This is a genomic window from Niastella sp. sgz303648, from assembly GCF_059587045.1.
Map to the genome: position 1 here is coordinate 338276 of NZ_JCAPSW010000002.1, position 13624 is coordinate 351899.

The window sequence follows — 13624 nt, forward strand, 5'->3', positions numbered from 1 at the left end:
CGATGAATATAAAAAGACCTCTGATTCCAGGGTTTTTAAAAAAAGCCGAACAAAAATTATTGCTGAATAAACCTGCCACCTGGAGTGCACGCACCCATCTTGTTTTATACTATGGGTCATTGTTCATTTTATTACTGACAGCGCTTTGTTTTTTAGAGCCATCTGATTTAAGGGACTATTCCACTACAGACCACTGGGTAGGCTTTGTATCTATCATTTGTGTGATCGCACTAACTCTTTGGCTGATATACCTGCTCCGGTTCAATATATTTAAAAAGTATGGCAGTATTCATCCATTGCATGGGCTTACTACTTTTATAATGTATTTTATTTCGGCAGGCATCATCGTATTGTTCACTTTTGTTCATCCGGTTGTTGAAAGTGTTCGGGCAAACCTTGCATATGGCGATGAAGAGATTGTGGAAGATGTAAATACCATTAACCTTAAAATATGCCAGCTTGAATATAACCTGTTGAAGGTAAACTGGGTTCACGACACTGTTGCTATTGTAAAAGATAAACCAGTACCACGATACAAAAATTATGATGAAAATGGAGTTGAAGTAACAACAGAATCTGATGTTGCTTATCCTTTTGCAAGGATTGATACGGCAGAATTTAGATTCAGGCGCGCTATTACTGATAGCATAGTCAAATTGAATGACACCTTGTATGATCTGATTAAAACTCCAGACTATGCTTTTATTACCACCGGAAAAACAGGCAGGTATACAAAGCAGCATTTGCTGAGCTCATTTGAAATTTATAATAAGCTGTTCAGGCACCCGCAGCAGATAGACAAAGCAAAAATCAGTAAAGAACTTGGCGTACTGCTTCATAAATACAATTATGAGGAAACTTTTGAATCGTATGAACCAACTATCCAAATAGTAAAAGATGATGGCCCGTTTGAGATAGTTCATAAAAAGTATCACCTCGGTGATGTTGGCAATGGCATCAATAATATTGTTTCAAAAAAATATTATTGGTCTGATGAGGATATTGCCGATTATGCAAGGATATTTTATTATGTAACACTGGTGATCACTTTGCTGGTATTTATTTTCAGACATACTACTGTAAGAACTTTCTTTCTGTCGCTGCTGACCGGTTTGCTGCTGACAATTTTCACAGCGTTTGTTCTTTCATTTTCACATGCAGGCGAAATACCATTTTTTAGCTTGCTAACAGTTTATACGATTTTATTTTTCCTCGGTTCACTCACGGCCTGGACAGTCAAAAAAAGAAATGTGATAACCGGCATATTGATAAATCTGTTTGTTTTTATCGTTCCGATATTCCCGATGCTTATTGCTTTGTGGTATGTTAAATGGAAAGGGGATCAGATTATTGAGCAGGGTGGCTCGCCTGATCATGAAAAATTAGCCAGGTATGTATATTATGCAGAGATAGGAAGCATTCTGTTATTATTGATACTGTTAGCTACCTATATCAGCAAAGTTTACCGCCGCTGGTATGCATTGCCTGAGGAATGAACAGTATAACGCACAGGGCAGCACGGGTTTATTTATTTTTACTATCTTGTTCCTTTAATCGGCTATCGATATTTTAACCCTGCATCATTGAAACCCCTGAACACTATGCCTTGTGCCGGTCTGAAAAGGTTTGCTAACCAGTTTGCTACATTTTTCGTGGCAATGCTGTTTGCATCGTCCCTGTTTGCACAGCCATCAATAAGCTCATTTTCACCATTATCGGCACCGGTAGGATCAACAGTGATCATTACCGGAAGCAATTTCAATTCAACCACGGCCGGTAACATCGTATATTTCGGAAACATAAGGGCTGCTGTAACTGCTGCAACACCTGCAAAGCTTACTGTTACCGTTCCGGAGGGCGCTACCCATAATTATATCAGTGTAACTGCAAACTATTTTACCGGTTACAGCACTATACCATTTACTGTTATTTCAGGTGCCGATCTTACTCCTTCATCATACGCTACCCGCGTACCATTTGCTGTTACCGGCGCCTATCCATCCAGCATAGCCGTTGGTGATCTGGATGGAGATGGTAAGGCTGACCTTGTATGCACAAATTTCAATTCGAACAATATATCTGTTTTTAAAAATATCAGTATCAGCGGCACCGTTCAAATGCAGGCCGAAATGAAATGGCCAACCGGTAATTTGCCCGAAGGTTTGGCGATGGGTGATTTGAATAGCGACGGCAAGCCCGACCTGGTAATTACTTCTATCAACGACCACCTTATTTCTATTTATATGAATATCTCAACTGCCGGGGCGATAGTCTTTGCCGGTAGAATTGATATATCTGCAGGAGCATCAAGCTGGCCCCGGGGCGTTGCCATTCATGATATTGATGGCGATAGCAAACCCGATCTTGTAGTTGCTGATAACAATAAGATCATTGACTTTAGTAATAATACAAGCAACGGCACTGTTACCATCTATCGTAATATCAGTGTGGCGGGAGCCGTGGGTTTTAGCCCCGCCGGTGTATTTGCAACTGCTGATTATCCACGAAAAGCATTTGTTAGTGATATTGATGGCGATGGCAAGCCTGATGTGGCTGTTACCAATAGTAATGCGTCGGGTGGTGTTTCAATTCTCCGGAATACCAGTATACCCGGTTCAATTTCTTTTTCAGGCAGGCAGGAATATGCTACAGGCGGAAATCCCGAAATGGTAGTTATGGGCGATTTAACCGCCGATGACAAACCCGATATGGTTGTCAGTAATCTTGCTTCATCCACGCTGTCTCTTTTTAAAAATATAAGTGTTGCAGGAAACATCTCTTTTTCATCCAAACAGGATTTTTCGTTATCAAATCCGTTGGGAGTAGCGATAGGCGATGTAACCGGAGATGGAATACCCGACCTTGTTGCGGCAAGTTTTGCATCGGGTAAAGTGTCTGTATATAAAAATACAACGGCAGGCAATGCCCTGTCATTTGCTCCGAAGATGGATTATGCGTCGGGTAGCACCCCGGTACAGGTTGCTATAGGTGATATCGATGGCGATGATATGCCTGATATTTCTGTTACAAATAGTAGCATCAATTTTGTATCGGTGCTTAAAATGGCGGCGCCTGGTTTGTTGGTTAATTTGGGTAATGATACTTCGCTTTGCCAGGGCGACTCACTCGTGCTCAGGGTAAATGTACCTGGTGGTCAATACCTGTGGAGCACCGGCGATATGCAAAACAGCATAACCATAAAACAGGCGGGACGCTACTGGGTACAGGTAACCAGTGGCAGCAATACGGTTAGTGATACCATTCAGGTATCATTCAAACCGCTTCCGATATTTGATTTGGGAAGTGATACGACCCTGTGCAATGGACAAAAAATGATATTACGTCCGGCTGTAACAGGTGCCCTTTATTTGTGGCAGGATGGCTCCAATGCCGAATCAATGACTGTAACTCAATCAGGCAAGTATTGGTTGCAGCTTACTCAAAACGGATGTGCTGCATCAGATACGATCAGGGTAGGGTATAAGCCCTTGCCATCGGTTGATCTTGGCCATGATACAGCCATTTGTAAGGGAAGCACTCTTTTACTAAATGCCTATGAACCAAACGCTACTTATTTATGGAGCAATGGCGATGCTGCTGATGCTATCAACGTTCAAAATCCGGGCGTGTATTGGGTAACCGTAAGCCTTGATGGTTGCGTGGCAACTGATTCCATACAAATCGATTACCTGGTTCTGCCTCGCTTTCCGTTGGGAAATGATACTACCCTGTGTGAAGGACAAATATTGATACTTAAGCCGGAAGCCGGTAATGCTTCTTTTATCTGGCAGGATGGTTCTACCGGTACTACTTTTACGGTAACGCAGCCGGGTACCTATAAAGTAACGGTGAGTAATGTATGCGAAACCGTTAGTGATGAAATCACGGTTCAACGCGGGCTATGCGAATTATATATGCCTAATGCATTTACACCCAACCACGATGGCATAAACGATGTTTTCCGGGTAAAGTATCCTGCATTTATCAAAACCTTCGACATGCAGATATTCAACCGGTGGGGACAGTTAGTATATAGATCTGATAATCCTTATAAAGGGTGGGATGGCAGTTTTAATGGAATCAGTCAACCTGCCGGAAATTATGTATGGACCATTTTACTCACCGATGTTAACGGGAATAGCAAGCGTTATAAAGGATTTGTGTTGTTGATTCAATAATTAGGACCATAACCATGAAAGGATACATTTATTCCTACAAACGATTAATCTGAATAACCATTTATTACCCGGTAAGCCGGTTAAAAACTACCAGCTTACCGGGTTGATTGAATTATAATTTAGTTCTTAATTAATTTAACTTTTGTAACGCGGCAATACTGGTTGCCCGAGGTCATGGTGGTTAAAAACCCAATTGAAACCGTTTGTTGTTGAGTTACCGTAAACGGGAATGAAATTGTTTCAGACACATTTCTTGAACTTGTAAACTTAGTATACCCTAACGCAGTAGAAATACCGCTGATGTCGGGCAATGTGCTTCCAGCCGCTGCTACCACATAAACCGGGTCAAGCGCCTCGGTGTAGTCTGCTACCTGGAAAATGTAGTTGCCTGCCGGTAATGTAACCGTTTGATAAATTTTACCATTTATAATACTGGCTGTTCCACTCCAGCCTGCTTCAAAAACCATGCTGCCACCGGCATCGGTAGCAAATCCGCCATATCCCCAGTGATTGATCACTTCTGTGCTGGTTATCCATGGAGATGAAAGTATTCCCCATCTGCCCCCATCAGTAGAAGAGGCGGTAAACGGCCCTGTATTACCTAAATACAGGCTGGTTACATCTGCTTTTACCGTGTGTGTTTGATAGTCAACATGAAATGTATCAATTGCTGTTGCATTGGGCAGGTACGCTGTGCTGTAGCTGATCGTATTGCCGGCTTTAAATATGGGTAAAGTAGTGGTTAAACCTGTAGCAACTGATTTAATCAGCGTATCATGCATAACGTTATTAATATCCTGATACCTGATTTGCATATTTTGTATGCCGGCGTCTGTATTCACATCTGCCCAGGTGATCAATGCAGAACCATCATTCTGCATGGCGGCATCGGTTATCGCCCTGTTTACAATAGAACTTTGGTACAGGCTGCCATATACATTGGCTGCGGTATCAACGGGAACGGAACTATGGCCTTCTGCATCATAGGTTCTGATCTCGAAACTCATCAACCCTTCCGGCAAATTGGATATGATTATCCGGGCGGTATCTACGCCTGTAGTTCGTTTAACGGCAACTTCTAACGAATCCTGTTTGCTGTTCCAGAATACGCGGTATTTAACAATATTTGGGTCAGAGGTAAATAAACCGGTAATCCGAACCCTGTTTCTTCCAGAAGCAATTTTTACAGAATCCATTTTTCCGGAGTAAATGATCGATCCTCCTGACATGTATTTTGATTTGAAGTCGTCTATTTTAGAGCAGGCGCCGGTTAGTAATACCAGCAAGGCCGCTATATAGTAAGTGATTTTATTGTGCTTCATCTGTGTATTAATTATTTGTTTGGGAATAGTGTTATCAACCGTCATAGAACCTGCATCGGTTGATGTTAATTACCCCATAATGTAAACTCACCTATATTTATGAAGTACGAGCCTTGCCAGTTCGATAAACTTCTTATTCTTATATAACGGTAAGCTCCCAGTCCGGTAGGGAAATTAAACTGCCAGCCGTTATAAGCCTGGTTTTGGTCGTCGGTTGTTTCGGTTTGATAAGCCGAACCCGATGGTTTTACCACATGGCAGGTAGTTAGTTTTGTCCAGGTAGGATCAGACAAAATATCCGGCTCGGGATTCTTCAGATCGGGCGAGTTGGAACCCCATATCTCAAAATCTTTTACATTCCCTCTCACATAGTAGTAGTTGCCAACTTCCTTGTAAGGGTTCACCTGCATACGGCTTAATATATGCGCCGAGCCCATATCGATCGTTACGGTTTGCGGAGTGGTAGCGCTTTCAACAGTAAACAAACATTGAGGCCAGCCGGGATGAAAGTTGTTATCCCAGATGTAGGAAACGTTTGTCCATCCGCCATTATTCAAAATGGTAGCATCATTAGGTAATACGAGGTTACTCCATTTTGTTTTATCCTGTTGTTGTTCGAACAGGGGCGTAAGCGATAGCACCAGCGTATCGGAATAATGCAGCCATCTGTCTCTTACAGTAAAAGCATATTTTCTTGTTACAGCGGGCTGGCTTCTTACCGAAGCTGTAATGACCGGCAATTTGCTGTAAGTATTTTCCATACCTGCTGTTTGTACCCATTTTCCATCGCCGGTAGTATCTACCATGGGAATAATGGCCAGGTTATCTTCTATTGGATTATTACAGGTAAGATCGAACCCGCCAAAAGTTGCCAGCACCGAAAGCGATCTGCGGGCCAGTATATAACCGGGGGTTAATGGATTTACAGTAACACTAACCGGTTCCGAAGCTACTTCACTTGAATTAACAGCGTACAGTTTTACCGTATGCGCCAGCGTATCGCCAAAGCCATCGACCAACATGGTGTTGGTGTAATGCGATGCTACCACTTCATTGTTAACGCCCGGCGATATTTCGTATACGGCTTTCACGTACAGCAAATCTTTATTGGCCGGTAATGAATACGTGAGTACTGCTTTTCCGTTTTGGTTCACAACCGTTACGCCCGATACAACACCGGGAGCTGTGGAATTTTTGTCGTAAGGGGTGTTCAATGTTTCGCGCTTACAGCCGGCGCCTGCAACAAATAACAGCGCTATATATAAGAAAGTGGTTGTTTTTATTGTTTTCATCGTAGAAGCAATTTTGTGATTGAAAATTTTCTCCGGTACCATTACCAGTTGGGGTTTTGTACCAGGTTGGGGTTAACCAATAGATCATTGTCCTGTATAGGCCATAAATAATCACGGGGTGTTACAAAATGCCTCGAATAAAATGTCAGTTCACGATAATATACATCGGCGGTGCGTCCGGTTCTGTCCCATCCTGTTATATTGCCCGACAGTTCCTGTGAGGCCTGTTTCCAGCGTAACAGATCCCAGTAACGCTGGCCTTCAAAGCAAAGCTCGATGCTGCGTTCTCTTTGAATAATAGATCGCATACCTGCCTGCGTTGTATATTTGGTAGGGTTGGTGCTGAAGTTAGCCCATGAGCTTTGCACTGTTTGCAAACCTGCGCGTGCCCGCACCCTGTTAACATAGTCATATACATCGGCTGAAGGGCTGCCACCGGCTTCGTTCAATGCTTCGGCATACAATAAGTATAAATCGGCCAAACGCATTTCGGGGTATGGATAAGGAGGAAATGTATGGGTGTTCCAGTCCATATGCCAGTTCACCACTTTCTTCATAAAATAACCGGCAATAGGTACAATGGAGTTTTGACCAAATTCGCCTGCACGCGAAAACAGGTAAAAAGTGTTTTCGTCGCTTTTTGAAGGGCTGTTGGCCATATACCAGATGCACCTGTCGAATCCCAGGTTGGCATAGTACCTTGGTTCCCTGTCGAAGTTCAGCCTGGCTGTTTGTTCGGCTTCTTTCAAATTGAAACGTTCGTCGTGTGTTACTGTACGTAAGGCCGCTATGCCTGAAAAATCGAGCGTTTTGTCTTCGTCGATCGGAACGCCGTTTTTGGTATAGAACATTTTTGCAGCTTTGATAGTAGGTCCCATCGCTGCGCCGCCATACGTAACCCCGTTATTAGCTACAAAAGCTCTGTCGAAGGGGGCTGCGCCCATACGTTGAAAAAAAAGATTGTAACCACCGAGGTTGTTTACCGTAAGGCCCCATATCAGTTCGCTGTTCCAGGGTTCGCTAAATGAGTTTCGGATGCTCATTTGCTTCATCGTAGTATCAGAAAGCCTGAAAGCCTGTTCAGGGAAAGTATATAACTTAATACCCTGCGATTCGCAAACATCTATCGCTGCTTTACAGGCGGCTGCAGCCTTTTGCCATTTGGCTACGCTGTAAGTGGGGTTGAATAATGCCACACCGTCTTTGTCTTTAAAAGAAGCGAAATCAGAATTGCCATTGTATAAGGGGCTGGCAGCTGTTGTTAACAGGCGTGCTTTTAAACTTAATGCAATAGGCCTGGTAATACGGCCGAGTTCTGATGCTGTATTGGTAATGATTAAAGGTAGTTTGGCGGCGGCTGTATCGAGCAGGTTGGCAATATAGTTTACTACACTGTCTACCGGTTGCCGTTTAACATGCACTTCGTTTAATGACGCGTCGATGGGCAGGTTTTTATCGATTACCGGAATAGGGCCGTAAGCTCTGAACATCATAAAATGGTAAAATGCTTTCAGGAACTGAGCTTCGCCTATCCACCGCACGCGTGTATCGATATCAAGGTCGGGCACTTTACTCGGGTCGCTGATATTTTCCAGAAATGCGTTGCAGTCTCTTATCGCTTTATAATTCGCATTACCGCCTCTGGTGCCGTTCATATAATTGGCAATCGGGTTCGATGTATTTTGTCCGCCCCTGGGTAATTGTACAACATCGTTGATGTACATATTAATAGCGTTATCCTCGATCCAAACTTCATCGCCGTTGGTAAGTCCCACGTTATACGTAGGGTCTACATCGATGGGCATGTACGAGTAGCAGGTAAATAAATACTTCTCCGCTTCAGTTTTGGAAGTAAAGGCATTATTTATAGTGGCCACATTGTCGGGCACTACATCGAGGAACGCTTTTTTACAGGAAATAAATGAAAATAATACTGCCAGTACAAAAATTGCCGGGTTGCTGAACAAGGCCGCGGTCCGGATATATTTATTATGGTGCATTTTAATAATAGTTTTTAGTTTAGCGATTTAGAATCCCACCAGTACTCCTGCGTTAACTACTTTTTGAACGGGATATCCCAGGCCTGATGCTCCCATTTCAGGGTCCCAGTATTTGAAAGCGCTAAAAGTGAATAAGTTGGTGCCGTTTACGTACATACGCAGTTTGGTCAGGCGCATTTTCTTCAATAACATATTGGAAAATTCATATCCTATTTCGGCTGCTTTAAGGCGCATAAACGAACCATCTCTTAACCACCAGCTTGAAGCCTGATCATTATTCTCTGAAAAATTATTGTTGAACCGTGGCCAGAAAGCATAAGCGTTTCTATGATTTTCAGACCAGTGGCTATCGGCAATCACCTGCAGTAATCCATTCTGATTGGCAAAGGGGGTAATATCTGCAGGGCTGATCAAAAAAGAAGTTCTGGCCGAACCCTGGAAAAATGCGCTGACATCGAATCTCTTATATCCTGCCGAGAAACCAAATCCAAATACAATTTCAGGTGTAGCAGGTAAGCCCAGCGGCACATAATCCAATACACTTATTTTGCCATCGCCATTTACATCCCTGTATTTTATATCACCTGCCAGTATATTTCCAAATTGTACAGGCGAGTTATTAACTTCTGCCTGATCGGTAAACAATCTTTCTGCAACAAGTCCGTATATCTGGCTCATTGAATTACCTACCCTTGTAAGGTTTTTGTTATTATCGGCATAAACGGGTTCTTCATTAACAAGCACCTTGCTGGTGGAATAGGTAAACGTACCGCGTGTTTGAATCCATAATGAGTGTGACAACGATTTATGGTAATCGAGCGCCACATCGATTCCCTTGCTTGAAGCTTTTCCCACGTTCGAAGAAATGGCTGCCTGTAATCCCATCGATGTAGGAATGGTATTGCGCACCATCAGGATGTTGCTGCGAAGTTGCTTATAGGCATCTACGGTAACTTTCAGATCGCGAAACAGCGTAAGGTCCATACCGAGGTTGGTTTGCCGCGATTTTTCCCAGGTGATGTTCTGGTTTTCATAACGGCTGGTATATACTGTTGGCCTGCTATACGTGAAGTTGGTACCAAAGTTTCCTACGCTGGTACCATCTAAGCCAACCTGCGATAAATAGAAGAAGCGATCGGCTGAGTTACCTATCTGATCGTTACCCACCAGTCCGTAGGTAAATCTGAATTTCAGGTTGTCTGCGACTTTGAGCAGGGGCTCAAAGAATTTTTCGTTAGATACCACCCAGCCGGCGCCAATAGAAGGGAAAAAGCCAAACCGGTGATTGGCTGCAAAACGCTCGGAACCATTATACCCAAAATCATATTCTATCAGGTAACGATTGTCATAACCATAGGTAAACCGGCCCGATACTCCTTCATTTCGTGCGGGAAGAGATAACTGTAGGTTGGCGGCGTTGCCGGTAATATAATTCCTGAATGTACCGATGAGCATACCCCCAACACTGTGTTTATTGTTGAATGTTCTTGAATAATTAATAGCTCCTTCACCGTAGGTGGTGCTGTTTACATAATTGGCGCCTGCGCTATAGGTTAAATATTCGGTTGGTACCGCAAACGGGTTGCCGCTGCTTCCGTCGTTGATAAGACTGATACCCAAAAATTTGCCATCCAGCGAATTTGAGGTATAATAGTAAGGGCTAACCTGACGGGTAACCGAAAAATTGGCATACCGCATGGTGTAAGCCATAATTCTGGCCGATAAACCCGGCGTAACAGCATCGAGGTTTTGGTTTATTCGCAATTGGGCGGTTAAGGTACTTGTATTGGTAGCCTGAAAGCCCGAGAGCGACGAAGCATAGGGGTTCGTGTATAATGCATTGGTTGAACCCGGCATAATGGCATTTCCAAACAGCGGGTGATTTACATAAGGCAATAAGGAAGAGGGGTACACTGCCGGAAAAGCAACCGGGTTGCTCCATATGGCATTATGGTATACGCCAGCGCCTCCGCCAATAGGACCATTATAATCGTCAAATTCACCCTTGAGGCTTACCTGGGCTTCTGTGGTTTTGGTTAGCGACAGGGTAACGTTCGATAAAATAAAATAGGATTGCAGTTTAATATTGTTGCTAAAGCCATTCAATTCATTTTCTTTCAAATTGCCGTTAGTGCGGTTGTAGCTCATTGCGAGGTAATACTTCATCCTTTCTGAACCGCCGCCAATATTTACATTGGCCCTTTGGTTATTCGTGCTTTTTTTAATTAACTGGTCGATCCAGTTATTATTGGGATATATTAAGGGATCGTCGCCATTGGCCGTATGATCGATTTTATTTTGCGAATACAGCAATGCACCCAGCGGGTTTCTTGTAAGCACGCCCTCATTGGCGAGTGTCATGAAGGAAATATTGTCGGCCAGTTTAATATTCTGCGTGTTGGATGAATTAGAGTTTTCAACACGGATATTGAATTTCATTTTGCCGAGCTGCCCTGTTTTGGTGGTGATCAATATGACTCCATTGGCGCCTCTTGCGCCATATAATGAGGTGGCCGTTGCGTCTTTTAGTATTGAAAAACCGGCAATGTCATCGGGCTGCAGTCTGGCCAGGTCGGTAGTGCTTGATTCTATACCGTCGATTAAAATCAGCGGGTCTATTTTACCTGCTCCAAAGGTGCCTACTCCCCTTATAAAAAACGAGGCATTATCCTGGCCCGGTTCGCCACTGCGCTGATAAGAAATAAGGCCTGCTATTCGTCCTGCGAGCATGGTGGTGAGGTTGCTCGTTGGGCCTTTCAGCTCTTTGGGTTCAATGGTAGTAATGGAACTGACCACAGTTGTTTTTTTCTGTGTGCCATAAGCTACTACTACCACATCGTCGAGGTTTTTGGCAGATGTAAACAGCTTTATTGTTATAAAATCGTCTGTACCAATAGTAGTTTCCTGGGGAATATAACCTGTAAAGGAAACGATCAGCACTTTGTCGGAATCGTTTACCTGCAGCTTAAAATTTCCGTAACTGTCTGTTGTTGTACCACGGCTGGTTCCCTTGATATTGACGCTGGCTCCTGCTAATGGCTTTCCATCTGATGAGGTTACATTACCACTAATGATTCTAATAAAAAGGGGAATATGTATGGGCTTTTTGGCGCCGGGATTATCTTTCTCTTCGTCGGCTATCGGAAATAGCAGGATCTGGTTGTCGAAAATCTTATACCCGATATTGTTGGGCCTTAACACGTCTTCGAAGAAGTCGGATAATTTTTTATCAGTAGCGTCACAGGTAATCTTTCTTTCGGCTTTGATCAACGCTCTGCTGAAGATAAATTTGATCCCTGCCTGCTTTTTGACCTCAGCAAGAATCGTTTTTATTTCCATATTCCGGGCATTGATAGATACCCGTTTGTCTAAAATCTGCGCGTCGGTTTTATTGGCATATGCCGAGGCGACAAATGTTACAATCAGGCCAATTTGGGCAATCGTTATTCTCATTGCAGTTATTATATAAGCAGCAAATCGCTTTTTTTTCATAAATTCAAACAATTTTGTTCGTTAGCTTAATGTGTTCGGACAAATTCATAATCAGTCAATGGTTATGCAGCCAGCAATACCGCGAATATTGCTGGCTCTTTTTTAGTAGTCGTTATCAACTCATACGCAATAATTTAGGGGTTAAAAAGTTTTGGTTAACTGTTATTTATGGAACAGCCGTCGGGTGCTGGTTCAATTACATCCCTGGCCTTTTAATAATACGGTGGTTTCTTTTATTTCATAGGTTGTTTTGGTGCTTTGACAAATGGCGTCGAATTTCCGGTACAGGTTCTGTTCTGAAATGTCGCCGGTAAACGGACAATTCAAAATGGCTTCATTTTCAACTACTACCTTAATACCGTAAACATTTTCTATTGCGGTTACTACTTTCTGCAGCGGCGCATCTTCAAATACAAGGTCTTCTTTGGATATTTTTTTATTCTCTTTTTGAATAAGAACGGGTTCGTCTACAATGGAAGTTTCAAATACATTTCTCTCTCCCGAATAAACCACTTTCTGATTGGGAGTGAGAATGACCCCATTACCTTTTCTATGATCAATATTATTTGTTGTAGTGGGTTGTTCATATACTTCAACCCGGCCTGTAACTACTTCAACTGTTACGCCTTTGCCCGGAATGTCGGTTTTTACCTTAAAACTGGTACCCAGTACTTTAGTAACTATTCCGTTGGCATGCACCATAAATGGTTTCAAAGGGTTTTTGGTGATTTCAAAAAAGGCATCGCCGCTTAAATACACTTCTCTTGTTTTGATACTGCCAAACGAAGGAGCATAACTTATTCTGGCGCCTTTATCGAGCGTTATCCGGCTGCTATCGCTTAATATTACCGAAAGCGGAATTCCGGAAGTATTGATCGTTTCAACCAGGGCGGTTGGGGATTGCTTTACCAGCGTATTATAGGTGTAGTCGGTTTTTTTGTTTACAGGCATTTTATTCACCAGCATCCAGATGCAGGCTGTAACCAATAACACAGAGGCTGCAATACCTACCGCATACCGCATGAAACGGCCTTTATGGGCTGGTGTATTTGGCTGAGGCACAACAACAAGAGGTGTTTGGTCATTAAGCCTCTCCAGTGTTTTGGCGATGATCTCATCTTTTTTATACTGGTTTAATTTTTCCATTTTTATAGTAAGTGACTGCACCACTTCTTTTGCCTGGCTAACAACAATTCTTTTTTCAGGGTGTTGTTGCAACCAGTTTTCCCAAAAAGCAATTGAATTGTGATCGGGCGATAAAACCCAATCGCGAAATTGTTGATCCCAGATAAAATCTTCTGTTGAATAATTTTCATAATTGATGGTATTCATATAGGCAT

The 13624-nt window shown here is 42.9% G+C and carries 7 protein-coding genes; 2 read left to right on the plus strand and 5 right to left on the minus strand.

Annotated features, from left to right (window positions below; genetic code table 11):
• The first annotated feature begins 2 nt into the window (after positions 1–2).
• Positions 3–1496 (plus strand): hypothetical protein, encoded by a 1494-nt coding sequence (locus tag AC59IL_RS06085; protein ID WP_496551207.1) that lies wholly within the window; start codon positions 3–5, stop codon positions 1494–1496.
• Positions 1497–1583: 87 nt separating this feature from the next.
• Entirely contained in the window at positions 1584–4178 is a 2595-nt protein-coding gene (locus AC59IL_RS06090; RefSeq protein ID WP_496551208.1) for an FG-GAP-like repeat-containing protein, read from the plus strand.
• Positions 4179–4297: 119 nt separating this feature from the next.
• Here the strand turns inward: AC59IL_RS06090 and AC59IL_RS06095 are convergent, their stop codons facing one another.
• The 5 genes from AC59IL_RS06095 to AC59IL_RS06115 form a co-directional block, all read right to left on the minus strand.
• Entirely contained in the window at positions 4298–5545 is a 1248-nt protein-coding gene (locus AC59IL_RS06095) for a DUF4998 domain-containing protein (protein WP_496551209.1), read from the minus strand.
• A gap of 20 nt (positions 5546–5565) precedes the next feature.
• A complete protein-coding gene (locus tag AC59IL_RS06100) occupies positions 5566–6792 on the minus strand; it encodes a DUF5000 domain-containing lipoprotein (RefSeq protein ID WP_496551210.1) in 1227 nt (408 codons plus the stop codon).
• Positions 6793–6833: 41 nt separating this feature from the next.
• Positions 6834–8792 (minus strand): RagB/SusD family nutrient uptake outer membrane protein, encoded by a 1959-nt coding sequence (locus tag AC59IL_RS06105; protein ID WP_496551211.1) that lies wholly within the window; start codon positions 8790–8792, stop codon positions 6834–6836.
• Positions 8793–8819: 27 nt separating this feature from the next.
• Positions 8820–12284, minus strand: a complete 3465-nt coding sequence (locus tag AC59IL_RS06110) for a TonB-dependent receptor (protein WP_496551212.1) — start codon at positions 12282–12284, stop codon at positions 8820–8822.
• A gap of 192 nt (positions 12285–12476) precedes the next feature.
• Positions 12477–13616, minus strand: a complete 1140-nt coding sequence (locus AC59IL_RS06115; protein WP_496551213.1) for a FecR family protein — start codon at positions 13614–13616, stop codon at positions 12477–12479.
• Positions 13617–13624: the final 8 nt, after the last annotated feature.

Coding starts and splice junctions, on each gene's coding strand:
- AC59IL_RS06115 (WP_496551213.1), bottom strand. CDS start 13,616: ATGAATACCATCAATTATGAAAATTATTCAACAGAAGATTTTATCTGG.
- AC59IL_RS06085 (WP_496551207.1), top strand. CDS start 3: ATGAATATAAAAAGACCTCTGATTCCAGGGTTTTTAAAAAAAGCCGAA.
- AC59IL_RS06105 (WP_496551211.1), bottom strand. CDS start 8,792: ATGCACCATAATAAATATATCCGGACCGCGGCCTTGTTCAGCAACCCG.
- AC59IL_RS06100 (WP_496551210.1), bottom strand. CDS start 6,792: ATGAAAACAATAAAAACAACCACTTTCTTATATATAGCGCTGTTATTT.
- AC59IL_RS06095 (WP_496551209.1), bottom strand. CDS start 5,545: ATGACGGTTGATAACACTATTCCCAAACAAATAATTAATACACAGATG.
- AC59IL_RS06110 (WP_496551212.1), bottom strand. CDS start 12,284: ATGAAAAAAAAGCGATTTGCTGCTTATATAATAACTGCAATGAGAATA.